At 38.7% G+C, this 24,613-nt stretch carries 22 protein-coding genes; 14 read left to right on the top strand and 8 right to left on the bottom strand.

The window, feature by feature from the left end; translation table 11 throughout:
* Window positions 1-46: 46 nt before the first annotated feature.
* Window positions 47-2,365 (bottom strand): heparin/heparin-sulfate lyase HepB, encoded by a 2,319-nt coding sequence (gene hepB / locus BLS35_RS21765; RefSeq protein WP_090785532.1) that lies wholly within the window; start codon window positions 2,363-2,365, stop codon window positions 47-49.
* A gap of 369 nt (window positions 2,366-2,734) precedes the next feature.
* Between hepB and BLS35_RS21760 the strand changes: the two genes are divergently transcribed.
* From BLS35_RS21760 to BLS35_RS21740, 5 genes are all read left to right on the top strand, one after another.
* Window positions 2,735-3,271 carry a sigma-70 family RNA polymerase sigma factor gene (locus tag BLS35_RS21760; RefSeq protein WP_090785530.1) on the top strand — a complete coding sequence of 179 codons (537 nt, stop codon included), beginning with the start codon at window positions 2,735-2,737 and terminating at the stop codon, window positions 3,269-3,271.
* Window positions 3,272-3,383: 112 nt separating this feature from the next.
* The gene (locus BLS35_RS21755) at window positions 3,384-4,328 is read left to right on the top strand and encodes a FecR family protein (RefSeq protein ID WP_090785528.1); all 945 of its coding nucleotides are present in this window, start codon (window positions 3,384-3,386) and stop codon (window positions 4,326-4,328) included.
* Window positions 4,329-4,459: 131 nt separating this feature from the next.
* On the top strand, window positions 4,460-7,027 hold the full coding sequence (locus tag BLS35_RS21750) for a TonB-dependent receptor (protein ID WP_090785526.1): 2,568 nt from the start codon (window positions 4,460-4,462) through the stop codon (window positions 7,025-7,027).
* 68 nt (window positions 7,028-7,095) lie between these two features.
* Complete coding sequence (locus BLS35_RS21745) at window positions 7,096-8,226, top strand: PepSY-associated TM helix domain-containing protein (RefSeq protein WP_090785524.1); 1,131 nt, start codon at window positions 7,096-7,098, stop codon at window positions 8,224-8,226.
* Between the two features lie 114 nt (window positions 8,227-8,340).
* Window positions 8,341-9,225 carry an HlyD family secretion protein gene (locus BLS35_RS21740; RefSeq protein WP_090785522.1) on the top strand — a complete coding sequence of 295 codons (885 nt, stop codon included), beginning with the start codon at window positions 8,341-8,343 and terminating at the stop codon, window positions 9,223-9,225.
* 103 nt (window positions 9,226-9,328) lie between these two features.
* Here BLS35_RS21740 and BLS35_RS21735 read toward each other — a convergent pair whose 3' ends face one another.
* A complete protein-coding gene (locus tag BLS35_RS21735; protein WP_090785519.1) occupies window positions 9,329-9,919 on the bottom strand; it encodes a hypothetical protein in 591 nt (196 codons plus the stop codon).
* Window positions 9,920-10,037: 118 nt separating this feature from the next.
* Here BLS35_RS21735 and BLS35_RS21730 point away from each other — a divergent pair, with 118 nt between their 5' ends.
* The gene (locus BLS35_RS21730; protein ID WP_090785517.1) at window positions 10,038-10,838 is read left to right on the top strand and encodes a GNAT family N-acetyltransferase; all 801 of its coding nucleotides are present in this window, start codon (window positions 10,038-10,040) and stop codon (window positions 10,836-10,838) included.
* Here BLS35_RS21730 and BLS35_RS21725 read toward each other — a convergent pair.
* Both BLS35_RS21725 and BLS35_RS21720 read right to left on the bottom strand, forming a co-directional pair.
* Window positions 10,835-12,706 carry a RagB/SusD family nutrient uptake outer membrane protein gene (locus tag BLS35_RS21725; protein ID WP_090785515.1) on the bottom strand — a complete coding sequence of 624 codons (1,872 nt, stop codon included), beginning with the start codon at window positions 12,704-12,706 and terminating at the stop codon, window positions 10,835-10,837. The two genes, BLS35_RS21730 and BLS35_RS21725, sit on opposite strands and share 4 nt — an antisense overlap.
* A gap of 91 nt (window positions 12,707-12,797) precedes the next feature.
* Complete coding sequence (locus tag BLS35_RS21720; RefSeq protein WP_090785564.1) at window positions 12,798-13,970, bottom strand: MFS transporter; 1,173 nt, start codon at window positions 13,968-13,970, stop codon at window positions 12,798-12,800.
* Between the two features lie 133 nt (window positions 13,971-14,103).
* Here BLS35_RS21720 and BLS35_RS21715 point away from each other — a divergent pair, with 133 nt between their 5' ends.
* Window positions 14,104-14,475, top strand: coding sequence for a winged helix-turn-helix transcriptional regulator (locus BLS35_RS21715; protein WP_090785513.1), 372 nt, complete (start codon window positions 14,104-14,106; stop codon window positions 14,473-14,475).
* Window positions 14,476-14,557: 82 nt separating this feature from the next.
* On the opposite strand, the gene BLS35_RS21710 is transcribed toward BLS35_RS21715, so the two are convergent.
* Window positions 14,558-15,085, bottom strand: a complete 528-nt coding sequence (locus BLS35_RS21710) for a protease (protein WP_090785511.1) — start codon at window positions 15,083-15,085, stop codon at window positions 14,558-14,560.
* A 9-nt stretch (window positions 15,086-15,094) separates the two neighbouring features.
* Window positions 15,095-15,415: a Dabb family protein gene (locus BLS35_RS21705; protein ID WP_090785506.1), complete on the bottom strand. Its 321-nt coding sequence runs from the start codon at window positions 15,413-15,415 to the stop codon at window positions 15,095-15,097.
* Window positions 15,416-15,537: 122 nt separating this feature from the next.
* Here BLS35_RS21705 and BLS35_RS21700 point away from each other — a divergent pair, with 122 nt between their 5' ends.
* The gene (locus BLS35_RS21700) at window positions 15,538-16,578 is read left to right on the top strand and encodes a DNA topoisomerase IB (protein ID WP_090785503.1); all 1,041 of its coding nucleotides are present in this window, start codon (window positions 15,538-15,540) and stop codon (window positions 16,576-16,578) included.
* 72 nt (window positions 16,579-16,650) lie between these two features.
* On the opposite strand, the gene BLS35_RS21695 is transcribed toward BLS35_RS21700, so the two are convergent.
* Both BLS35_RS21695 and BLS35_RS21690 read right to left on the bottom strand, forming a co-directional pair.
* Complete coding sequence (locus BLS35_RS21695) at window positions 16,651-17,289, bottom strand: DUF6266 family protein (RefSeq protein WP_090785500.1); 639 nt, start codon at window positions 17,287-17,289, stop codon at window positions 16,651-16,653.
* A 1-nt stretch (window position 17,290) separates the two neighbouring features.
* Window positions 17,291-17,962, bottom strand: coding sequence for a DUF6266 family protein (locus BLS35_RS21690; RefSeq protein ID WP_090785498.1), 672 nt, complete (start codon window positions 17,960-17,962; stop codon window positions 17,291-17,293).
* 411 nt (window positions 17,963-18,373) lie between these two features.
* Between BLS35_RS21690 and BLS35_RS21685 the strand changes: the two genes are divergently transcribed.
* The 6 genes from BLS35_RS21685 to gldM all read left to right on the top strand — a co-directional run bounded on the left by BLS35_RS21685 (window position 18,374) and on the right by gldM (window position 24,608).
* Window positions 18,374-18,823, top strand: a complete 450-nt coding sequence (locus BLS35_RS21685) for a universal stress protein (protein WP_090785496.1) — start codon at window positions 18,374-18,376, stop codon at window positions 18,821-18,823.
* Between the two features lie 25 nt (window positions 18,824-18,848).
* Window positions 18,849-19,841 carry a DUF4271 domain-containing protein gene (locus BLS35_RS21680; RefSeq protein ID WP_090785494.1) on the top strand — a complete coding sequence of 331 codons (993 nt, stop codon included), beginning with the start codon at window positions 18,849-18,851 and terminating at the stop codon, window positions 19,839-19,841.
* A gap of 17 nt (window positions 19,842-19,858) precedes the next feature.
* The gene (locus tag BLS35_RS21675; RefSeq protein ID WP_090785493.1) at window positions 19,859-20,629 is read left to right on the top strand and encodes a uroporphyrinogen-III synthase; all 771 of its coding nucleotides are present in this window, start codon (window positions 19,859-19,861) and stop codon (window positions 20,627-20,629) included.
* 168 nt (window positions 20,630-20,797) lie between these two features.
* Complete coding sequence (locus BLS35_RS21670) at window positions 20,798-22,165, top strand: T9SS ring complex lipoprotein PorK/GldK (protein ID WP_090785491.1); 1,368 nt, start codon at window positions 20,798-20,800, stop codon at window positions 22,163-22,165.
* 50 nt (window positions 22,166-22,215) lie between these two features.
* Window positions 22,216-23,019, top strand: coding sequence for a type IX secretion system motor protein PorL/GldL (gene gldL, locus BLS35_RS21665; RefSeq protein WP_090785488.1), 804 nt, complete (start codon window positions 22,216-22,218; stop codon window positions 23,017-23,019).
* 47 nt (window positions 23,020-23,066) lie between these two features.
* Complete coding sequence (gene gldM / locus BLS35_RS21660) at window positions 23,067-24,608, top strand: type IX secretion system motor protein PorM/GldM (RefSeq protein ID WP_090785486.1); 1,542 nt, start codon at window positions 23,067-23,069, stop codon at window positions 24,606-24,608.
* The last annotated feature ends 5 nt before the right edge of the window (window positions 24,609-24,613 follow it).

Raw genomic sequence — 24,613 nt, 5'->3', positions numbered from 1 at the left:
GGCTTTTGTTTTTTAAGTATGGAATTAAATATTACAAATAAGCTGATCATCTCAGAAAACGATAAGTTCCTTCAGTTCCTGTGAAATATAAGGCCCCATCATCGCTCCGGGCAGAAAGCGCAGGTTGAAATACCTTTCCGTCTTTCAACACCTGCCAGGTGCCAGCTAAAAGGTCGGTGATCACAAATTTGAATGTTCCCTTTCCAACAACAGAAAAGTTAAATGGGCGGTCGATAGTCTCGGAAGTTTTACTGAAAGTAACTATCCGATCTGCAAGCTGCACACCAACTACTTTGTCGCCGTCAATACGCTTAACATCATGTAACTTTTGTTGTGTGTTGTCGGCAATTTGCATCACATTCAGATAGTAATCTTCAGCTGCAGCCTTTTTAGGTGTGATTTCTACACGCCATGCACCACGCTCTAACGCCTCGTCGGTGCCCGGTTTAGGATCATTGGCGTAATTGGTACCAAATACCCAGAAATCCTTACCCTTGCCACCCACAGACTTGATATCTGAATTAGCTAGATCAGGTAGTAATGCCGTGTTAACCAACATTCCGCTGTCACCATTTTTTGTACGTTTTATAGTAATCTGATTGCCCTTAATTTCGGGTTGCTCGATACTATGCAACAGCCAGAATTTTTTAAAATCAGGGTTAGAAGAAACCACCTTGTCAAAAACAATCATCGCTGCCGGAACTTTAGCATCTTTAAGATTCAAGAATAGAAATGAACGTTTTACTTGTTTTACCTTAGTTGAGTAAGCTGCGGTAATGTCACCTTTCAGGTAAGTGTAATCTGGAGCCTGAATCTCAGGTCCAAAGCCTTGAGCAAGAATTTGGCCCGTTTTGAAATCGCCTGCCAACATTTCTTTAAGATCGCGTGGCGCAGTCCAACCTTTTCCAGGCAAACGCTGACCACCATCATTGGCGGCAAATTCTGAATGGTCACGCCCACCATATCCCGCTGAATTGAAAATCTCTTTGGGATCATAAATCAACAAGCTGTTGTGTGCGATAGTTCGTTTAAAAAAGTTTTTATTGTGTGGACTGTTGTAGCCTCCCGAAGAGCCAGTATACGAGCCTGCATCAATTGCAAGCGGACCTTTATAGTAAATCTGGAATGCACCTGCGTCCTGATGCTGATGGTTCAGGAAGGAATATTCGTTGATCTTCATCTCCGCAATCACACTTTCCGGACCCCATCCCGTACGGGCAATCATCCATCCGAAAGGAGAGCCAGAATATCTTGAAAGCGGCAAATCATCTGGTTTACGGCTACCTAGTTTAGTGTCGCGCCATAAAAATTCGAATAATTTGCAATGGGGTTCAACCCTGGGGTCTTTCAGGAATTCATAATTCAGGTATTCATCTTTATAATAACTACCTGCAAGGAATGTCGGTAGTGAATAATATTTGGGCTTTTTTCTAGAGTAATCTACATCACCACTTGCCATAATCTGTCCATCCGGGCGGCGTTTATAAATCATGTCATAAAGAACAAACTGCTGTCCCGGATTGAATACATTGCCAGCACCCATTCTATCTAATATCCAAAGGGCAAAAAGATCATTGGTGAACCTTACATTCAGGTATGACATGCCTTGATGATAGGCATGCGAAGGATAAAACCAGTTGCGGGCAACCAGATGCTCGCTGAAAAAACGGCCAGCAGCCAGGTTATACATTTCAGGAAACTCATCATAAATAGCAATCCCTACCGAGAGTAGGTCACGCATAATCATCCACTCTGAAGCATGTCCTACAATAGACTTGTCCTTTACCGGCGGATAACCACATTCGAGCATTTTGGCCAACCTAACAAAGGCTTTAACAAAACGCGTTTTCTCTTCAGGTTTCAATTGGTCGTAGCACCAATCATACACAATGGCCCCTGTTACCATAAACAAGCCAATCCCTCTCGAAATATCACCAGCCTCTTTAAAGGTTGCCGTTTCCAGGGTATCGATAATCATAGTAATGGCTTCTCGGCCTGCTTTTGGATTTTTGGTCATCAAGTAGTTCAAAGCCTTTAATTCCGCTCTTACAGTAAGACCTTTCTGGTTGAAAAAGAAACGAAAATCTTTGACTTCCGGAATCTCCTCTGGTTTCCAGTCTTCCTGCATTTTGATCATGTCGTTCCAAACTTTTTTCAGTTCAGGATCGTTTAATCTGTTTTTTAGGTCAGGAACTTGTTGTTCACGAATATACAAGCGGGGATGAACCTTAGGAGGCACTGGCATCGACACGCCATCCACATCTTTCCAAATCACATCCGCCTGGATTTGGGAATAGCCTTTTGTTGTAAACATGCATAGTTCAACAACAAATAAAATCACACACAGGTAAAGTTGCTTTTTCATATTATGGTTAATTGTCTGGTCGATCAATTTATCCGACCTTGATGGATTCAAGGTATAAATATTTTTGCTCAGCAATAAGACCGATTGCCCTTTTTAAACAGAATTGAAATGAATTTAATTGTTTTTAAAAGTGTTGCACTTGTGATATCGAGATAAGTGAATCAAATTAAGGGCTTAAATTTGAGTTCCATTGTATATAGTGTGTAAATATACATCAATCATTATTCCTTTTTAGCGTCATTCTTATTTTAGGAATTATTCTAACCTGGTGGCCCGGTAGAAGGCAATGTTCCAGAGAGTGGTTGAGTTTATTTTTTTAAATTATTTATAATAAGTCTAAATAATTATCTTTGTGACAAATCAAACATTATGCTGAATACTAATGGTGCAAATTTAGATGCCTGCACTTTTATTGATGAGCGGATACTTAATGAACTATTTCAAAAATATTGGAATAGTGTGTATCATATTTGTTTGAAGTATACGGGTTCTGAAATCGATTCGGAGGAATTGGCTCAGGATATTTTCTTTTCTATTTGGAAACGCAGAGAAACCATAAATGTACAGGACATTTCTAAGTACCTGCATGGTGCCGCCAAGTTAAAGGCTTTCAATTTCATGCGCAATAAAAGCAGAGCCAAGTTGGAAATCACAGATCTGTCTACAGAGCCAGTGAACAACGAGCATCCGGCTATACAAATGGAATTTAAAGAACTTAATGCTTATTTTTCTAAATTTTGCAACACCCTACCCGAACCACGTAGAGAGATATTTTTACTGAGTCGAAATCACGCCATGAGCCACAAGGAAATCTCTGAAAAAATGAACATCTCTTTGGGTATGGTTGAATATCACATTGGAACTGCGTTAAGGAGCATCAGAAAAAAGCTCCATACTTTTTTATAATTCCTTTCTTTTTTTTTTTTTTTTTTGTCTGATTTACAGTTGTTTAAAGTAATAATTCTAGGAACTTATTTTTTTGTTTAGTGCTGCGTTCCATTTTGGTAACTATAGTGGTATGAATCATGACCTACTGGAAAAGTACTTTAATGGAACCTGTACCGAGCGGGAACGAACTGCTGTTGAGCAGTGGCTGGAGCAGTCCGAAGACCTCCCAATTACACCTCCAACCCAAGCAGACAGGATCATCAAGGAAAGGGCATCAGCCGCGCTCAACGAAAAAGTTGAATCGCACAAGAAAATGCAAGCCAATCGGAAATGGCAGTTAGGTATAGCTGCCTCTGTGCTAATTGCTTGTGTCTTTACTTTGTTTTTTAAGTATTACCAACCCAAGGTTAATTCTGAGGTTGAAAGTCATATCATATGGAAAACAACCGCTACCGCTATGGGACAAAAAGCAAAATTGATACTTCCGGATGGCAGTACAATTGAACTCAATGGAGGATCCGTAGTTAGTTATCCGGAGCACTTTACCTCCGAAAGAACCATAAAACTGCTGCAAGGAGATGCTTTTTTTATGGTTACAAAAGACGCTAAACATCCTTTTGTGGTAAAAACAGGAAATAACAGCCAAATAAAAGTCCTTGGTACGCATTTCAACGTTAAACAAAACCGACATAAATCTAGAATAGAAATTACCTTAAATAGTGGAAAGATTTCTTTTGAGCGTAAAGGGAAACTAATGCAATTGCTTTTGCCCGGTCAGCAGCTATGCTATTTCCCTGCATCAGATGCCATCAGCCAGCCGGTGGATATTGATACAACAGAAACTGACGCATGGAGAAAGAATATTCTCCTGTTTAAAGAAACACCTGTAGCACAGGTATTGAATGAGCTTGAGCAATTTTATGGAGTTACATTCAAGAACAGAGCGAATGATACACAGCAGCTCATCACTGCACAATTTGAAAATGAACCGCTTTCCAGGGTATTAACGCTCCTAAAAAAAGCTGGGAAACTGACTTTTACTCAAAAAGGAAAAACAATTTACATCAATAAATAACTCAAACAAAAAAGGAGAAATGAACACTACTTAAATAAAAACCGGGCCTGCGCTAACAGAACCCGGTGTTTAAAACAGATTTAATTAATTATTCGACGATCAATCAATCCAATTTTAAAACAATCAAAAATATGAAATTTAGTTTCCTTTCAGCCAAAGGATATTTAACATTACTCGTAACGTTATTATGTGCCATTGGACAGCTTTATGCCCAGAATAGTGATTCAGAAATAACGCTCTCATCAAAAACCATTACGCTTGCTGCTATTGTTGAGCAGGTGCAGGCACAAACCCCATTTCGTTTTGTTTACAGTAAAAAATTTGTAGCAGCCGAACAACAGGTAAGCTTGCAGTCGCCGCGAATGAAAATAGACCAGCTTCTTTTTGCCCTAAATGCCAAAACGGGTTTACGGTTTGAACGTTCCGGGAATCAGATTGTGATCACTCAGTCTGATCGTGGCAGTATCCGCGGCACTGTCCGCACATCTGATAACCAGCCGGCATCCAATGTAACAGTAGCTGTAAAGGGACTAAGAACAGCCCATACCGATGAAGACGGAACTTTCATCATCAAAAATATCCCCGCAGGAAATTACATGGTTGGCGTAAGTTATGTGGGTTACGCTACTGGAAGCCAGAAAGTTCAAGTCAAGATTAATGAACAGGCTATAGTGGATTTCGTGATTTCCAGTAGTTCCAAAGAGCTGAGCGAAGTTATTGTAAGTAGCAACAAAAAGAACAAATTCGCTTCAAAAGAGTCCGAGTACGTTGCACGTATGCAGCTTAAAAACCTGGAAAACCCGCAGGTGTATAACGTGGTGACCTCTGATTTGATGAAAGAACAGGTGGTTGTTACTCCCGTTGAAGCCATACGCAATGCAACTGGTGCAGTGCCGGTAATCTATCCTTCAGGAGGTTTCGGGGTTAGATTCAGAGGATTCTCCATAGGTGCCAATGCCCGCAATGGTATGGAAACCACTACGGAGAGATCAGGTATTGATGTTGCCAATATCGAACGCATAGAAGTGTTAAAAGGTCCATCCGGCACATTGTTCGGTGCTTCAGCATCTTCTTTTGGTGGTGTGGTTAACGTCGTCACTAAAAAGCCATTTGAAACAGGCAAATCTGAACTTTCCTATACTGTCGGAAGCTTCGGCCTGAATAGAATCACTGTGGATGTAAATACACCACTTAATTCCGAAAAAACTGTTTTATTCAGGGTTAATGCCGCAGTAAATAGAGAAAAAAGTTTTTTAGACTATGGGTTTAATAATACAACCCTGGTTGCTCCCAGTCTGAGCTATCGTGCAAATGAGCGCTTAACTTTCAACTTTGATGCTGAGTTGTTAAAATTCAACAATACACAGCCATTGAATCATATTGTATACCCTGCAGCAAATTTTAAAAGTGCTGCAGATGTTCCTTTGGCTTACCGCTCTACTTTGTACCATGATGATGCCGATGCTAAAGGTTATACAACCAAGTTTTTCGCAGTAGCCGATTACCAGTTAGCTGATAAATGGACGTCGAAAACCTTATTCTCCTTCACCGGCGAAAATGTGGACTATAGCTATCAGCGCCCCGTTCTGTGGAGGTCGCCAACGGTAGCGACAAGAGCCTTTTCTGTATACGGTCCGCTCTATAACAATTACACTAACATTCAGGAAAACGTAACCGGTGAATTGGCCACAGGTACCATTAAGCATAAGATATTGATCGGACTAAACTATCGGTACTATAAAGGTAAATTCCTTACCTCTAATGTAGATGTTATCGACCAGGTAGATGTTACCGGTAAATTTGCACCTGTAACCAAAGGAACCATCGACAAGTTAACGAAAATGGAGACTTATCCGACTGCGGACCAGCAAACGGCGAGCGCCTATGTAAGTGACGTGGTGAATTTTACCAGTAAATTTTCGGCCTTACTGAGCCTGAGGGTGGATCATTTTGACCGAAAAGCTATTGATGACACTGATAAAGGGTATAAACAAACTTCAGTGGCGCCAAAACTCGGCTTAGTATATCAGCTGATCGATGATAAAGTGTCGGTATTCTCGAATTATATGAGTGGTTTCCAGAATTCGGCTCCGGTAAACCAGCCAGATGGTTCACTAAAGGTTCTGGATCCTATTTTCGCCAGACAATTTGAAGGAGGGATCAAAACAGAACTGTTCGACAAAAAACTGAGCGCTACATTAAGCTATTATAATATAGAGATTAATAATGCAACCAGGACTACCGCAGAATTATTGACAGTACAGGATGGAAAACAGCGTAGCAAAGGTGCTGATTTTGAATTGATAGCCAATCCGGTTGAAGGATTGAATATAGCTTTAGGATACGCCTATAATAACAACCGCATTTTGAAAACTGATGATCCAGCCTTGGATGGTAATAAAGCGGAGAATTCGCCGAACAACGTGGCGAATTTCTGGGTGTCGTATCTTTTTCAGAATCAGTTAAAGGGATTTGGACTTGGATTTGGTGGTAATTACGTAGATCGTTCTTTCCGCTTAGCAGATAACTTGGCTTATACTCCAGAGTATACCTTGCTTAACTCGACTGTATTTTATGACCACGAGCAATGGAGAATTGGTGCAAAATTTAATAATATGACCAATGAAAAATATTGGGACTCACAATGGAATGCACAGAGACCTTCCAATTTTGCTGTTAACCTGACCGTTAGGTTCTAAATAAAGACATAAAGCTGTATCATAAACCTTTTGAAATTTATGATACAGCTTATACTGATTTCCCCCTGATGCTAAAAAAACAGATTAGAAAACTTCATTTATGGCTTGGCTTACTATCCGGAGTCATCGTATTTATTTTGGGCGTAACTGGTTGTATCTATGCATTTGCCGATGAATTGAAGCCGATTGTTTATCGCCAAAAACTAAGTGTAAAAGAAAACGGAACTACACTAAAACCACTGAGTGAATTATGGGCAAAAGCTCAACTATCCCTGGGAAAGGATAAAACAATCGGACGTTTCAGTACCGGGTCTAAGCCGGGTGATACTTATCAGTTCAGGGCATATAAGGATAAAACGGGCGGTATATGGGAATGGGATAATATTGTCTATCATCAGACTGCTTATCTTAATCCTTACACTGCTGAAGTGATTGCGGTAGAAGATAACACTTTTGAGTTTTTTAATGTAGTACTGATGCTCCACTGTAATTTACTGCTTGCTGGTGGCGTAGGAAAAATGATTACCGGAATTGCCACTATGGTATTTGTGGTCCTGTTGATTACTGGCATTGTCCTTTGGTGGCCTAAAAATAAAAACGTAGCCAAGAAAAGATATTGGTTCCGCTGGAAAAATTCTACAAAATGGAAGCGGAAAAATTATGATCTGCATAGTATCAGCGGCTTTTACGCCACGATTTTGGCTTTATTAATTGCGCTTACAGGTTTAGCCATGGCCTTTGAATGGTTCGACCGAAGCCTACAGTGGGTAGCCAATGGGGGGGTAACCTATGAAAGCCCAAAACAGGTGTTATCTGATACCACACTTGTGACAGATCAGCCTCCGCTGGACAAAATATTTAATCAAGTGAGAAAAAACCAGCCTAATGCCAGAGCTTATTACATCTATCCCCCTGGCGGTAATCCTCAGGGAGTATTAAATGTTTATATCGACAATGGGCGGAGTTATCGTTCATTAATTCGGCAATACGACAGACACACTGGCCGGATTCTTAAAACTGCTACGTTTGATGAGCAGCACAACGGAGAGAAACTAAGTCTGCTAAACTATGATATTCATACTGGCAATGCATTGGGGCTAACCGGGAAATTCCTGGCATTTTTTGCCAGCCTGATTTCTGCAAGTTTGCCTGTTACGGGGTTTTTCATCTGGCTGGGAAGGAGGAAACTTAAACCTTGATTTTTCACCGAATTAGGTAACGTGGAAATGGCCTGTCGAAGTTATTTTTATGTGGTGTTTTGCTGGGAAAACGATTTAATATTAACTTTAATGCATCTACATGACTGAATACAAATGAAAAACACTGTTACTTTAAGCGCTCTGCTGTTAATATTCGGGCTAGCAAAAGCGCAATCTAATAGGGAAGATATAGATCTCCGCTGGCCGAAAGCTGAGGGCTGGGAACTTGACAGGAAATTATCAGTCCAAACTGATTTTTCTCGTCGTCATCAAAAGTGGGATCTTAAAGATGATAAGAAAGAAAGCTGGCGAAAAATGGTGATGATATTAAATGATGACATCACCGAAAATACTAAGCCACTGGACAGCATTAATATATCCCATGACTTATCAAAAGACAAAGGCATTCGTTTTACGCTCCTGGCAGAAAATAAAAGCAAGCCCCTTCCTTATAGACTGATCAGTCTGGAAAACCGAACGCTTAAATCAGAGGAAATACCCATTTCTACCCTTATTTACATTATAGATGGCAAAACCTGCAGGCATACTGTTCTTGTTTCAATGAAAACAACAAAATTTCCAGCTGATTTTTTGAAACAATGGTCTGAAATTTTGTTAAACAGCCGGATTATTCCATCAAAAGATGGAGATTTTGAACTCACGGATGATGCCTATCTTAATGTCAGAGAAATTAATGGGGTTGAAGACTTTTATATTACTGCCAATTTCAAATCAAATCAGGTGCAACATCTGCTTAAGGGGCAATCTGTTAAAATTATTATGGATGATATACCTGAAATTAGTCTTTCGGGGAAAGTATTAGAGATTGGCAAATTAAAAAATGGATCTCCTTTTAACTCAACTAACAACCAGAGCGGGAATTATGTGAAAATGGTTGAAAGATTTCCAGTTACCATTAAAGTCGAAATACGGCCGGTGGATAAGGATAAGTTAAAAAGTAGAATGAGTTGTACTGTCAGTGTGGCAACAGTGCCATAAAATGATGAAAATATTCCATTGACTGATGACGAAACAAAGCAAACGGAAATGGATCAAAAAGCATTCATTAGAGGCGCTGTAATTACGCTCGTTATTGGCAAAATTAACCTCGCTTTTCCCAAGAACCTTTTTCGTCAAGAATTTTTAAATAGCTGTTATATGGTTCCTTAACATGATAAAGTTGATACAGCCGATCAGTTAGCGCTGTGAGAAAGTTAAAGAAAATTGAAAAGTCTTCTTTTGAGTTATAAAGCCCACCCCACTCATTCAATATCCACTTTAACATTTTCCCATCCTGAGTGGTGATCGAAAACTCTAGGTAAGGAAAATCAGCATCTGTTTTTTTGTAATAGTCGAACGGTGTTCCCCCCAATAGCCCTATTTCCCTTACAGGAATCCGAATGGTGTGTATTTCCGAAAATAAAGCGGAACCGAAATTGAGGCTGGTAAAGCCTTCTTTACTTAGTGAAACAATTTCTGTGGACTGCCTTTCGGAGACCACTTTAAACAGCCTGTAAATGGCGACTAACATTAAAGGTAAGGAGATCAGCAATAGCCAGGCCGGGAAAGGTGGGTGTGAACGTGCCAGTAAAATGGCGGCTGTTAATGGAATAGTTAACAACGTGGTAAAAAACCAAAATAGAATAGTTGAGGTTTTTTTGCTATTATTAAAACTGAAGCGATAGGTATTCATAAATGGCTACTTTGGATAAATATCAAAACACAATTTCGGAAATTCTTGCCGTAACGAAAGAGGAATCAATTGATAAAATTTTTAATTTAGCATCCCCCTAAATAACCCGTAAAAACCAATGCAAATACTAGCTTTAGAATATGAGGATTTAAATTTAATATCAGACTTACGACCTGAGGGCTGGAATGATATTAAAGTGAATTTTGATTTTTATGTACAATCCCCTTTTTGCTTTCCAATTAAAGTTGTGATTGATGACGTAATTGTTGGATTAGGAGCAACAATTATTCACAATGATGTAGCCTGGCTGGGGCACATTATAGTTCATCCTGATCAAAGAGGCCATGGAATTGGAAGACGTATTACAGAATCCTTAGTTGATACGGCGAAGCAAAATAACTGTGAAACTATCTATTTAATCGCTACTAATCTCGGTGCTCCCGTATATGAAAAAGTGGGATTTATTACTGATACCGAATACCTGTTTTTTAAAGACATAAACTTTGATAAAGAATTGCTGATCTCAGATCAGGTAATACCTTATAAGGAGGATTTCAAAGAAGAGATTTCAATCATTGATAAAATGGCGACGGGAGAAGAAAGAATGATGCATCTTGAAAATTCTCTCGAAAATGGCTTTGTATATATGAATAATCATAAAATTGAAGGTTTCTATATACCTGCTCTTGGCGACGGATTAATTGTTGCAAACAATCCATTAGCCGGACTTGAACTTTTAAAACTGCGATTAAAATCTAATGACAAAGCAGCCTTTCCTATAGATAACTTATTCGCCACAGAGTTTTTGCATGATCATGGCTTTAAGGAATATGATGTTGTAAAACATATGCGATTAGGAAAAATCAGACCCTACAAACTCGAAAACATATACAATAGAATAGGAGGGAATGTAGGCTAATAACCCGGGTTTTGCGTCATATTCATGTTTAACGTCATCTCCATTTGAGGTATTGGCATGAGCTTTTGATAAGATTGAATACCTAAACTTGATTCTGCTAAGCTATTACGCTTCAAGAAGGCAAAAAATACTCCTTCATTATTCAGGTCATCCTTTACTTCTTCTTGTAACAACGGTAAAACATTGCTTTCATTTAAAGAAAGAGGTAATTTCCCATTTCTAACACGTACCAGGTTCAATAAAGAAATCGCTTCATCTTTATTGTTTAATTTCAGATTTACTTCTGAGGCGAGGAGAATAACATCCGTGTACCTGGTCAAACTACGATAGTTTCCCTTACCATATAAATTATAGTCATTCGGCTTCGTAACACCAGTAGGTTGGTCGTAATCAAGTCCAAAAATACTTTCGTTAGCGCCAGTATGAATTTGAGATTTGCTGGCTAACTGATACTTTTTACTATCTATAATTTGACTTAGGTAATTTTTAGCAAGGGAATAACTTCCATTATCAGCAGCTATTCTTGCTGCAATAGCTTTAGCCATATCCGCATCCTTTCCAATATTTCCCAGGTTTTGAATAGCTTCATCCAGGCCAGCCATCAACGTTTCGGATATTTCCTTTGCATTAGTTCTTGGACGAGGAGTATAGTCTTTATAATTCTCACTATTCACAAATGGTACATTCCCCCAAAAATTGATCAAAACCCAATAGTTGTAAGCAAAATGTGGGTAGGATTTGTATTTAAATGATTTAAAAGAAGATGACTTCCCTGCATAATCAATTATCGTATTTGCCCTGAGGATACTATTATACAGGCCTGAAAACAAACTGGCAATATTAGCATGATTAGGCGTAACTCTATGTAGATAAAAATCATTTTGTGGCAGTCCAGAAATAGTTTTGCTATATAATCCTTCCAATTTGAAATATTCTTCCGTGGCCTTTGTGCTTGCTATTAATAAGGCATTATAAGCAGCTTGATATTCCTGTTCTGTTTTGAAATAGTTCGCACCGATTATCACATCACTTCCCTTCAGCTCAACAGAAAAAACCTTCCCCATAGAGAAGTCAGGTAAAGTGATATTAAGTGATTGATATCTATTTTTCAGATGATCAGAGATAGCTTTAGAATTTAAACCTTCTAACCCTTGTTTTAACCCCTGCTTTAAAGACTCTTCTACTAAACCATCATTCTCCAGATCCGTAGATAAGACACTCAAAAGCTCTGTTAATTTTGCATTATCTGATTGAGAGATACTCAACAACGCGGCAGAAATACCCAATAGAATGTTAGAATTGTCATCATTCTTTGTTAATGAAACTAATTCGCTGCTCGTTGTTGGTGATGTTTTAACAAAGAAGGATGCGTAAATCTCAGTTAACGCTTGTTTCTTTGCTTCGCTGAAACTTTTCTTCTCTTTCTTCATTAAAGACTTAACCCTTTTTTCTTCAAGATGGCTCAGTACATTTACATTTATAGACTTATTGTTGCTTATATCTGCAATAGCATTTAATGTGATCTGCGATGAAGAAAGGTTTCCGTTTACCTCGTTGAAGTAATAACCGCTTACCGACAATTGAACATAATTAGAGGCCAGTTCAATATCAGCTAAAGAAAAGCTGCCCTTATCATCTAGTATTTCGGACTTGAAAGTCTTTCCTGTTGGATTCAGTTCCGAATTAAGTTCATAGACTGTTACCACAGATCCCCGAACAAAAGGTCCTTTCTCTACTGCTCCCTGAATAGTCGTTTTTTGTTTGGATTCATCTACAGGTGCATTCTTTTTGGAGCAAGCCAGGAAGAAGGTAATCGTAAATAATAGAACAAAAGGTCTGATGTATGGGTTGGTAAAAAAAGTCATCATAATTTTTATCAAAATGTTTGCGTTAACTCGTTGTCTATAAATATGAAATTTAAGGAAACTAATATACTATAAACAAATTAAAAAATAATTTTTATGATAAGATCAATTTTTTTTGTCTATTGTTATCAATACGCTCTAAATAACTTCTCCAGCCCATCATCGTAAACGCTAAAATCCCAAATATCACGGTTAGCCAAGGTGTATAGCTTACCCCCCTAGTCGCTATTATCCAACCGCCAGCTGTTGTCCCTAAAGTAACACCTAAGTTGCCAAAGGATGTAGCCAAACTATTGGCAAACTCTAATGATTTAGGAACTGACGAAATCATATATGTAGATGCATTTAAAAAACTTGGAGCGTATAAAAAGCCCCAAATTCCAATAACAATAATGGTTGCCATTGTATTGCCTCCAGAAAAATGCAGTAACACAGGTATGATAATTGTCCCCGAAAGGAAGAATGCCGTGGTTTTTGTTACGCTCTTATTTAACATTTTCCCTGAAATCCAATTGGCAAGCAGACCTATCAATCCAAATAAAAAGAGCATGTAGCTAACCATAGTGTTGTCCATATACTTTGCTTTGTTTAAGTAATCTGCGAAATAACTATAGGTAGAAAACCAGGCCGAGATCATGAAAAAATTCATTGCAGTGCTGATGATAAAAGTAGGTTTCGTTAATATTTTCAGCTGGCTTCCATATGATTTTTTTTCTCTTACAGGCATTGTTGGGAGTACAAAATAAATACCCAAAAAAGCCACTGCACTAACAACCGCCTGCATAACGAAAGAGTATTCCCAGGAAAATAAACTTGCCAGATAGGTCGCTAAAGGAACTGTGGTAACCATAGCAATAGCCACACCGCTGAAAACAATACTCATCAACTCATTTTTGTTCTCTTTACTGCCTTGTGAAACGGCAACAGATAAAGCCGTGGCAATATAGACGGGTTGTAGAAAAGCCGGTAAAATCCTGACTAAAATCAACAACCAAAATGGAGGGGAAAACGCGGACACAATTCCTGTTATCAGAAAAATTGAAATGGCTGCAAGCATAACTTTCTTACGATCAAAGCCAGACATAAGCAGAGTCATAAAAGGCCCTGTTAGCGCAATTACTAATGCAAAGGCGCTTAATAAGATACCTGCTTTATCAATACTGATCTGATAGTGATCAGCTATCTGTGGTAAAATCCCTATTACTCCAAATTCGGTCGTGATCACTCCAATAAAGCCGAGACAGCCGATGTATGCAAATTTCTTCATCCTATAATCCATCGTTCACTTGTTCTGATAAGTACATAGTCATAAATATTTTAATTATGCCGCAAAGTTATTTGGTAGCTTTACTTTTGCATAGAATACATGCATTTGTATGGTACTAACAAATTTGTAAGTAATGGCAATAAGAAAAGAAAATTCCACGAATATGCAGAACGAAAAATGCATAACTGAAGGCTGCGATTTAACATATGCTGTCTGTAAAATCGGGGGCAGATGGAAGTTATTAATTCTATGTAAACTAGAAGATGGTAAGCTAAGATTTGGTGAAATAAAAAAATTGATACCAGGAGTTACAGAACGGATGTTAACGTTGCAATTACGAGAATTGGAAAAAGACGGATTAGTAAAACGTACTGTTTATGCCGAAGTTCCGCCAAGAGTTGATTATGAGTTAACTGACGTAGCAAAAGAGCTAATTCCCATTTGGTTACAATTAAGTATTTGGGGTAAAAACCATAAGATTCTAATGAAGCAAGGGGTTATTTAGATTTGTTATTAAATAATATTGTTTAGGATTGTTTTAAATAGATTGAAGTATTTTAAATAGCTCGATTCTTTTTTTAGGTGAATTATTTGGCGTAAATGAAAGAAATACTGTCTTTAACAATGAGTCCGCTCATGTTTTGGCCCACGTAAGTAATGGTATACTTAGCGGGTTTGTTGATGTCATATCCTTTTAAAAGATCTACGGTAGTAGAAAGACTGTCTTTAGGATTTACAGCCATATAACTGTCAGCCGGGGGTGGCATCATTCGTTTCGCCATCGCGCCTTTGTAGTTCACTTCCTCACCAGACGCTGATTTTACATCCAGGTATTTGCTTATTAATGGCTCAAAAGGGGTGTGCCATTTGCAAAAATGTTGTATAGTGTCGGCATTGTTGTATACCGTAAATTTCAGTTCTATCAATTCACCTACCTTAACGGTGTCTTTCACTGACATCTTTGCAAATAAACGTTTTTCAGTGGTGCTGTCTACAACTGCAGTAGCCGCAGAATTCGCTGCACCAGTACTGTTTTGTGCACCATTGTTGCTCATCCCGCAAGATGAAAGTGCCAGTACCGCGGCAGTGGCTAGTAGTATGCTATAGTTTTTCATGATTTAGTTTTAGGCTTGGATAACATCGTAAACGATGACTTTCTCCCATAAATGACTATGATTCTTTATAAATTCGAGGTGAATGGGGTGTGTTTGATAAGTTTCCTGGCCCTCCATATCACTGAAAAACATTAACTCTGATACATCCCAACTGTTATCTACAACATCACGTTTTTCTGTACTGGCAACAATGCCAACATGTATTTCGCGTACCGTTGGTATTTTTTCAAGTGTTTTTACGCCTGTAATCAATTGATCGCGATCTTCTTTTGAACTTGGATTTTTCAACCAGAAAAATACGTGATGCACTACCGGATAGCTCTTATTCATATTTGTAAATTTATGAAAAATATAAATCTGCTAAGGGCTTTTCATCATAATTATGTTTGGAAGGTGTACTGAGTAAAAAACATTCTCTTTATGTGCTTGTTTTACAAAAAATATGAGTCTCTATGACAGAAAATAAGGATAAGATTAAAGAGATTGGCTTAGTATACGTTACTGATGCTATGCCGGGAATCTATAGGAGAGGGGCGGCAGGGAGATTTTATTATCAAGATAAAGATGGGAATAAAATAACAGATGCAAACCATTTGCAACGTATAAAATCCCTTGTTTTACCCCCTGCATGGAAAAATGTATGGATAGCACTGAAACCGAATGCTTATTTACAGGCGACAGGAATTGACGCCGCTAATCGAAAACAATATCGGTATCATGAGAAATGGGTAAGTAGGCGATCTGACTATAAATATTTCCGATTATTAGAGTTTGGAAAAGCATTGCCCGCAGCTAGAAGAAGGATAGTGAAAGATTTAAAACGTAAGGATTTCGACGAGCAAAAAGTGTTGGCTATTTGTGTTGATCTTTTGCAGAAGACCTTGCTTCGGGTAGGCGGAAAAATTTATATGGAACAGTATGGCTCCATTGGCCTAAGCACACTGAAGAATAAGCATGCTAAAATCAACGGGGATTCAATGCGTTTATCTTTTGTGGGTAAAAAAGGCGTTCAGCATGAAGTAACATTAACGGACCGACGCTTAGTGCCCCTTGTAAAAAAATGTAAGGATATTCCCGGCCAACAGCTTTTTCAATTTTATACAGATGGAGGAACGCATAAAAGCATAGATTCTGGGCAAATCAATGGCTACATTAAAGAAATAACAGGAAGTGATTTTACAGCAAAAGATTTTAGAACCTGGGGTGGTACATTAGAAGCTTTAAGGCAATTTGCAATCTGTGAAAAACAGTCTGATGAGATTTCTAAAACGAAAGTCGAGATTCAGGTGTTGGATTGCGTGGCTAAAAAATTGGGAAATACCAGAGCGGTCTGCAAAAGTGCATACGTGTACCCATTACTCTTGGAGGCTTATAAAAATGACGTGCTTAATAAATGGTTGAAAAAGGTGAGTACGTCCAGTAAGCCAGTAAAAAGTGCGTTAGAAAGCGATGAGAAGGTTCTGTTATCTTTTCTTAAAACTACACAAAAGTAATGTTTTCAACTATTAAATGATTTGTATTATAATCCATCGCTAAGGGCAAGCCCTTAGCGATGCTGGCATTTTCTAAACACAGGTCAATTGCCCTAAGTAGGTGCTATTCCCCTGCAGCTTCCCATCTTTCGAAGCAAAGCTCATATAGCAGTGGACAGTGTCCCCTGCAAACTCTTTGGGTAGATCGAGTAGATAGCCTTGTGCATAACGATCGGTTGCCAGTGGCTTACTAATCGCATATCCTTTTTCCGGATTGTAGACCAGGAAAGTAGCCATATCGGTATACTGGCAATACATCGATTGTCGCTGCGGTAGCCAGTTAAACTCGATTTGCTTAGGTAAAGGCAGTATCGCAGGACTTTCGGCTGGTAGAATATAACCTCTGCTGTATACCAATTGAGGATAATTTAACGTAAAACCTGTTTCAGTGGCTAAAAAGGCATGGTCATAGTTATATGCGCTCGCCACATTCATAGGGTCTTTTCCTTTAGAAAACTGCTTAAATCCGATCTTGATCAGATCATCGATATTACTCAAAAAACTACTCAGCAGGCTAAATTTATCCTGAGCTCCCAATTGCGATGTTGTTGGCGGTTTAGTGCTTGCCCGGTAAGCGGCGGTAACAACATTAGTGCTTCTGTGCATACGGCCTACTAAGGGGCCTGTTTTATTGCGAACGGGACCTATGATCCCAGATTTTAGGATCCCCATATTAAGAATTTAATAGCGATTTATCCGTTGCTTCTGGTTTGTTAAAACTACCGGTGTACACACTGTCAGCCACTTGCTTTCTGTCTGCAGCAATAAAAGATAAATAGGTCTCCATATATTTTCCTTGTAAGCTCGGCGGAAGTTCCAATGTTGCGCTTCCAGAAATTCTGTCATTACCAAACAACAGGTATTCTGCCCGCTTTTCATCAGGGAAATAAGCCAGTATCATCACCTGTTCAGCGGCTTCTGGCCAGGCCATTTTAGGATCGGTGTGCCAGGTGAATTGTAGTCCAGCAGGAAATTGTGTAACCTTCCAGTTTTCTGCAGGTTTTAAGAGTCCTTTGCTTAATAAAATTTGAGAATAGGCAATCTTAAGTGCTGGATAAGTTCCCTCAATCATCCGACTTTTGTTGTACTTTATAGTTTGATTATAAGCGTTATCGTTCCTTAACTTGGCCTCAATGCTAAAACCTGTTTCGATAAAATCTCTTATCACTAATGTAAACTCACCGGATAGTTTGGTTGCCATTCTGTTTCTTAATTGTAATTCCGAAGGTGGTTTGTTATTCACTCCGATTTCTCGGCATACATTTTTTCCATTTAACATGTAACAAACCATGTTGCCCATTCTTCCGATGAATGGTCCATTCGGACCATTGTTGATAATTGCCATAGCGTTAATATTTGGTTAGATAATGTGCCTCATTAGCTGAGGCTTACACAAATATAATACACGAATGATCAAAATGCAATAGGAAGAGAAAAAAATAAATAGCTAATAAATTGGGAATAAGTAGGGATTAAGTAGGGGGTTGCTTTACCCTTGGTTTAGGGTTGCTTTAGGGTTGGCTTACCCTTGGTTTACCCTAGGGGTAAGCCAACCCTAAGCCAAGGGTAAGGCAACCCTAAAGCAACCCCCTACTTATTCCCTATTTTATCCCTAGTCATTCCCTTGTGATAATAAAGGCTTGTTTAGGTTTGGCTGATGACAATCATTTATATTTTTGATTGCCATCATGCTTTGGCCGGGACAATCTTGGTAGGTTTGTATTGCGTTATCCAGTTTATTAATAGATAATTTGCTATGAAACCATTATTGTTATTGACCGATTTTTCTGAAACTGGTAACCGCGCAGTTGAACACGGATATCAGCTCGCTAAAAATTTAAAGACCAATGTGACCTTGTGCAATGCCATTGATATGGTGGAAACTGCAAACATGTTATGGCCCGCTGATGCTTTCGATACACTGATTGCTGATAGTGCGAAAGAGTTGAAAAAGCTAATTAAATATTTAGAAGAAACGGATAGCAATGAGGACTTTCATCCGCAGATCAGTTATCAGAGCAAGCTAGGTCGATTGGTCGACGTAGTGGAAAGTTTAAGAAAAAAGGAAGATTTTTACATGATCATTATAGGGGTCCATCGTAAGAGTTTCGCTAGATTTTTATTGGAAAACCACTGCAAAAGTATGATGGATAATTTAACTTGCCCACTGCTGATTGTACCGCCTGATGCGGCGCTAGAAAACTAAATAGTTTTTATCTAAATTTGCTCCAATGAATTGGAGTCGCGTTATTTTAATAGCCTGTTTGTTTTTTGCAATAAGCTTTAGCCAGGCCGAAGCGCAGGTGGTAAGCCCCTTGCCTTTGGTAGATACCGCTGCAGCTGTAAAAAAAAGCTATACAAGGCGCGTTGTGAAGGATTCTGCTTTCTATGCAAGGCAAAAATTTGTGACCGATTCTATCATTTCCCATACCTGGATTCTATCACCGTCGTTAGTCGATAAAAACATCATTATCGATAGTATTTTAAAAGCACAGGTATATGGGCGCTCTGGCTTATATACACGTTATAAAGATTATAAAACTTCTGAAAAAGTTAGCCAATACCGTACCGGCACTCCAGTGCCAAAGGGAAACCTCTGGGTACTTGGTGTAATCGCCCTGTTGATGGTCTTGTTTGCTTCATTAAAGATCTCTTTTTCAAAGCAGTTACAAACTATTGTCCAATCTTTTTTTAGCAACAGAATTTTAAATAACCTCAATAAAGAAGATAACCTTTTTACGTCCTGGCCCTTTTTACTGCTCTTTGTACAATTTGGCTTTACCATAGGGATGTTTTTCTACCTGGTTACCCAATATTATCACATGTCTTTTGCGGATAGCGGCTTCCGTTTCTATCTCAGTATTTCTGTTTTAATCGTGGTATTGTACGTGTTGAAAATCGTTTTATTGCGATTATTGGGCTACCTTTTTGATGTTCAAAAAGCCGTTAGTGAATATGTGTCGATATTATATTTAAGTTATTTTAACATCGCCCTTATGTTCATCCCCTTGGTGATCGCTTTTGCCCTATCTCCTTTAAAGTATGGACCTTATTACATTGCCATTTCATTTATTCTACTAACTATTGTGTTTGTATTTCAATTTATTAGAGCAGGAGTTAATATTTTATCTCATTATCGGTTTTCAAAAGTCTATTTGTTTTTGTACTTTTGTGCCCTCGAAATCTGCCCTATATTAATATTAATCAAGGCAATAGGATTATAACGCGGTAATTAGGTAAAATGCAAGAAAAGACAGAAGATAGGCTACGTAAGGTGAAAAGTATATTGGTAACCTTACCAAAACCGGAAACAGAGAAGTCTCCTTATTTTGATTTGGCTAAGAAGTACAACTTGAAAATTGATTTTAGATCATTTATTCACGTTGAAGGTGTTCCAGCCAGGGATTTCAGAAAAGATAAAATCACTTTGGGTGATTTTACAGCAGTGGTTTTTACAAGCAGAAATGCAGTAGATCACTTCTTTAGAATTTGTGAAGAAATGAGATACGATGTGCCTGCAGATTTGAAATACTTCTGTATTTCAGAATCTACAGCATTATATCTGCAGAAATACATCCAATACAGAAAGCGAAAAATCTTTTTTGGTAAGCAAACGGCAGCCGATTTGGCTGAAATACTGAAGAAACATGCAGATGAGAAATTCTTATACCCATGTTCTGATGTAGCTACCGAAGATACCATGAACTTTTTGCAAAAGAACGGATATAACGTTACTCCGGCAGTTTTGTTTAGAACTGTAGTGTCCGACCTTTCCGATCTGGCCGAAGTTTTTTATGATATTATCGCTTTCTTTAGCCCATCAAGTATTCAATCTTTATTTACCAATTTCCCTGACTTCAAACAGAACAATACACGTATTGCTGCCTTCGGTGTAAATACGCATAAAGCTGTTAAAGATGCAGACTTGATTGTAGATATAGCAGCACCTTCACCAGAGGCTCCGTCTATGATTATGGCAATTGAGAATTATATAAAGAAATCAAATAAATAGGTCTTTGGCATTTACTTTTACTTCAATAAGTTTCTCTTGAGCTATAATGGTGACGGTATAAATAGCAAACCTCTTGTCTTTTTTACAATAGGTCACATTTTTATGACCTAATAATTGTTTATATCAATCATTATTGATAAAATTGTTATAAAATTGCTTAGCGCTATTATGAGAAACTTATACTTCGTTGCTTTTATTGTGATCACTGCGTTATTTTCTAGTTGTGGAAAAGGAGGACAGGGAGAACTGGTAGGAGTTTATAATAGGAAATTCAGAAACAATAAAATTCCATTGGGGATGGTTTACATCCCACCTGGGAGGACATTAATCGGAATGTCTGACGAGGACATCAACAACTCGCAAAGTTCTCCAAGTAGGATGACTTCATTCAGTGCCTTTTTCATGGATCAAACCGAGATCTCAAACGCCGAATACCGACAGTTTGTAGCTTGGGTTAGAGATTCAGTTGCAGTAACCTCTTTAGGCCCCACTGTTGCACCAGCTTTCTTTAAACCTGCACCAAAAGGGGCAGACGGAGCAGGAGCTTTAGGCGCAAATAGAGATATTGACTGGAAAAAAGTTGGAAACGGAGGTTTGCTTTGGAGTAAAAAGAACGGTGGTATGGGCAACAAGTTAACCGATATGTATTATAGCGGTGCTGATGCTTTACCGGGTAAAAATGAAATCGATATCAGGAAACTTAAATATGCTTATAGCTATGTGAGCTCTGATTTAGCTGTTGAAGGTAGAAAAGACCCATCGAAAAAAAGACAGGATTTCATCATCACTTATACCGATAATCCTGATCCTTCAAACCCAAATCATCACCCATCGGTGCCTGTTTATCCAGATACATTGGTATGGAAAGTAGATTATTCTTATTCTCAGAATGATCCGATGGTGAAAACTTATTTTAATCACCCTTCTTACGATGAGTACCCTGTCGTAGGGGTAACATGGGAGCAAGCCAGTGCTTTTTGTGTGTGGCGTACCCGTTTCTATGAATCAGCTGCTGCTTCAAGAAAATTACCTGCAAACTCCAGACCTGAATACCAATTGCCAAGTGATGCACAGTTTGAATATGCTGCCAGAGGTGGTAATGTGAAGACTAAATATCCATGGGGCGGTCCTTATGTGCGCAATACAAAAGGTTGTATGCAAGCAAACTTTAAGGTAGGTCGTGGTAATTATTCTGATGATGGTGGATTATACACCGTAAACGTAAGATCTTATTTCCCTAATGATTACGGACTATACAATATGGCCGGTAACGTAGCGGAATGGACTATAACTGCTTATAACCAATCGGCAGCCCCAATGTTGCTTGACTTTAACCCTAACTTCACTTACGTGGCTAAAACTGGCGACAGTAAATACATGAAACGTAAAGTAGTAAGAGGTGGATCATGGAAAGATATTGGCTTCTTCCTTCAAAATTCTGTGGGTACATACGAGTACCAGGATCAGGCTAGATCATATATTGGTTTCAGGTGCGTAACCGCATACCCTGGTACCGATATCAACTATAGAAACTAATAAAAAACCAACAAACACAAAAATCACAAACATCCTTATTAACGAAGAAAATGGCAACAAAAAAGAAATTCGATTGGTTACACGTTGCAATATCATGGGGAGCCAGTATTGTAATTATAGGCGCCCTGTTTAAAATATTACATATTGGAGGAGCCTTTGGTAATTACGCGATAGGTATTGGTTTGGGTGTTGAAGCTTGTTTATTTTTCTTAACAGGTTTTAGACAGCCAGAACAAGAACTTCCCTGGGAAAGAGTATACCCTGAATTAAGCGCGGATTATAATGGCGAAACTCGTAAAGTTCCAGTTGCTCAGGTTGCTGTTGCTGGTTCTTCTTCGACCGCTGCCTTAGATAACATGATTAACGCTAAAATCGGTCCTGAATTGATCGAAAGCCTTGGTAATGGCTTACGTACTTTTGGCGATAAAGTTGCTGCAATCTCAAACGTTGCTGATACGTCAGCTGCGACAACAGAATTTACAGCTAAAATAAAAACTGCTACTGCAAGTTTCGATTCATTGAATGGTGCTTTCCAAAAAGCAACTAGTCAATTGGCCGAATTGGGCGAAAGCAATACTTCAGCTACTGCGTACCATGATCAGGTGAACGCGCTAGCTAAGAATCTATCTGCTTTAAACGCGGTTTACGAACTGGAATTACAAGATTCAAGTGCACACCTTAAATCGATGAATAAATTCTATCAGAACTTATCATTAACGATGGGCAACTTTAACGAGTCTATGGAAGATTCTAAACAATTTAAAGACGAGGTTGGTAAATTGGCCAAAAACTTATCTTCATTAAATGCCATCTATGGCAATATGCTGTCTGCTATGAATCAGCCACGTGTATAATTAGCAATCAATTAGTTATTATTTAACCAAACAGACCTAATTATAAAATGGCCGGAGGAAAAGAAACAACGAGGCAGAAGATGATCAATATCATGTATTTGGTATTGTTAGCGATGCTCGCTTTAAACGTATCAGATACCATACTAAATGCCTTTAAAAATATAAACGACAGTTTGGTTTCTTCTAAAACCAACGTAAGTACAAGTATTGATCAGTTATTTACATCGTTTGAAAATACAAAATTAAAGGACGAACCAGCTAGAGCACAGCCTATTTGGGAAAAGGCCAATAAGGCTAAGGCGCTTGCTGATGATTTGAATAATTATGTTCAGCAATTAAAAGACGAGTTCCTTAAAGCCGGTGAGGGTATCAATGAAGAAACTGGCGATATTAAGCTTAGGGATAACATGGATATTGCTCAAGGCATCATGGTTAACCGTAAAGAAGGCTTTAAGTTAAAAGCTAAGATTAACGAGACCCGCGAGAAATTGATTGAGCTGTTAGACGAGAAAGACCGTGCAAATGTGACTTTTTCTTTGGAAGCTAAAGATGCAAAGAAAGGCATAAATGGTAAGAAAGAATGGGTAGACATTAATTTTGGTGAGGGTACGCCACTTACGGCTGCCAATACCATTTTAAGCAAAATCCAATCAGACGTGAAAAACGCGGAAGTTGATGTCGTGAAAAGATTATTCGGTAACATGGATAAAGCATTGGTTAATCTGGATCATTTTGAGGCTGTGGCTGTAGCGCCAAGTTCTTATGTGGTTCAAGGTCAACCTTACACTGCTGAGGTATTTTTAACCGCTAGTGATAGCCGTTCTACGCCACAAATATCTGTAAACGGAAATAGCCTTTCTGTAAAAGACGGTAAAGGAACTTATACTGGTGGAACTGGAGCTGTGGGTATGTTTAAGTGGAAAGGCGTAATTCGCGTGAAACAAACAGACGGTACAGTAAAAGAATATCCAACTGCAGAACAAAGCTATCAGGTAGCCAAGCCTTCGGCGACAGTTTCTCCTGATAAAATGAACGTGATTTATGCGGGTATTCCAAATCCATTCTCAGTTTCGGCTGCTGGTTTCCCATTAGAAAGTGTAAACGCGACCATTTCTGGCGGATCGATTAGAAAAGAAGGAAGCGGAAAATATGCTGTAAGCGTTGGTGGTGATCAGGTTGGGAAAACGGTAAATATCAATGTTTCTGCAAGTCAGGGAGGTAAAACATTGAACCTGGGTGCTCAGCAATTCAGAGTTAAAGCTTTGCCTACGCCAAAAGCATACATTAAAGGTAAATCTGGAGGTAATGTGCCTTTGGAATGGATGGAAGGTGCGGGATCGATTGATACCCAACTGGAAGATTTTGTTTTTGATGTTAAATTTAGAGTAGTTAGGTTTGCTGCTACTTTTATCAACCCACGTTCTGACGCGGTTACCATTACAAATCCTGGTGGCGGTTTTGGTGGTCAAATAAAAGGTGCTTTGAACTCTATTAAACCTGGTGCAACGATTATTTTTAAAGACATTGTTTGTGAAGGACCTGATGGTAGACAAAAGGTTTTAGATGGAATAACATTTATTGCTAAATAGAAGAG

It is taken from the genome of Pedobacter sp. ok626 (assembly GCF_900100435.1).
In the GTDB taxonomy this organism is placed as follows: Bacteria; Bacteroidota; Bacteroidia; order Sphingobacteriales; family Sphingobacteriaceae; genus Pedobacter.
This window is presented reverse-complemented; position numbering and strand designations above follow the sequence as displayed.

Excerpts from the sequence above, each read along its gene's own strand:
- hepB (WP_090785532.1), bottom strand. The coding sequence starts at position 2,365 with ATGAAAAAGCAACTTTACCTGTGTGTGATTTTATTTGTTGTTGAACTA.
- BLS35_RS21760 (WP_090785530.1), top strand. The coding sequence starts at position 2,735 with ATGCTGAATACTAATGGTGCAAATTTAGATGCCTGCACTTTTATTGAT.
- BLS35_RS21755 (WP_090785528.1), top strand. The coding sequence starts at position 3,384 with ATGAATCATGACCTACTGGAAAAGTACTTTAATGGAACCTGTACCGAG.
- BLS35_RS21750 (WP_090785526.1), top strand. The coding sequence starts at position 4,460 with ATGAAATTTAGTTTCCTTTCAGCCAAAGGATATTTAACATTACTCGTA.
- BLS35_RS21745 (WP_090785524.1), top strand. The coding sequence starts at position 7,096 with ATGCTAAAAAAACAGATTAGAAAACTTCATTTATGGCTTGGCTTACTA.
- BLS35_RS21740 (WP_090785522.1), top strand. The coding sequence starts at position 8,341 with ATGAAAAACACTGTTACTTTAAGCGCTCTGCTGTTAATATTCGGGCTA.
- BLS35_RS21735 (WP_090785519.1), bottom strand. The coding sequence starts at position 9,919 with ATGAATACCTATCGCTTCAGTTTTAATAATAGCAAAAAAACCTCAACT.
- BLS35_RS21730 (WP_090785517.1), top strand. The coding sequence starts at position 10,038 with ATGCAAATACTAGCTTTAGAATATGAGGATTTAAATTTAATATCAGAC.
- BLS35_RS21725 (WP_090785515.1), bottom strand. The coding sequence starts at position 12,706 with ATGATGACTTTTTTTACCAACCCATACATCAGACCTTTTGTTCTATTA.
- BLS35_RS21720 (WP_090785564.1), bottom strand. The coding sequence starts at position 13,970 with ATGAAGAAATTTGCATACATCGGCTGTCTCGGCTTTATTGGAGTGATC.
- BLS35_RS21715 (WP_090785513.1), top strand. The coding sequence starts at position 14,104 with ATGGCAATAAGAAAAGAAAATTCCACGAATATGCAGAACGAAAAATGC.
- BLS35_RS21710 (WP_090785511.1), bottom strand. The coding sequence starts at position 15,085 with ATGAAAAACTATAGCATACTACTAGCCACTGCCGCGGTACTGGCACTT.
- BLS35_RS21705 (WP_090785506.1), bottom strand. The coding sequence starts at position 15,415 with ATGAATAAGAGCTATCCGGTAGTGCATCACGTATTTTTCTGGTTGAAA.
- BLS35_RS21700 (WP_090785503.1), top strand. The coding sequence starts at position 15,538 with ATGACAGAAAATAAGGATAAGATTAAAGAGATTGGCTTAGTATACGTT.
- BLS35_RS21695 (WP_090785500.1), bottom strand. The coding sequence starts at position 17,289 with ATGGGGATCCTAAAATCTGGGATCATAGGTCCCGTTCGCAATAAAACA.
- BLS35_RS21690 (WP_090785498.1), bottom strand. The coding sequence starts at position 17,962 with ATGGCAATTATCAACAATGGTCCGAATGGACCATTCATCGGAAGAATG.
- BLS35_RS21685 (WP_090785496.1), top strand. The coding sequence starts at position 18,374 with ATGAAACCATTATTGTTATTGACCGATTTTTCTGAAACTGGTAACCGC.
- BLS35_RS21680 (WP_090785494.1), top strand. The coding sequence starts at position 18,849 with ATGAATTGGAGTCGCGTTATTTTAATAGCCTGTTTGTTTTTTGCAATA.
- BLS35_RS21675 (WP_090785493.1), top strand. The coding sequence starts at position 19,859 with ATGCAAGAAAAGACAGAAGATAGGCTACGTAAGGTGAAAAGTATATTG.
- BLS35_RS21670 (WP_090785491.1), top strand. The coding sequence starts at position 20,798 with ATGAGAAACTTATACTTCGTTGCTTTTATTGTGATCACTGCGTTATTT.
- gldL (WP_090785488.1), top strand. The coding sequence starts at position 22,216 with ATGGCAACAAAAAAGAAATTCGATTGGTTACACGTTGCAATATCATGG.
- gldM (WP_090785486.1), top strand. The coding sequence starts at position 23,067 with ATGGCCGGAGGAAAAGAAACAACGAGGCAGAAGATGATCAATATCATG.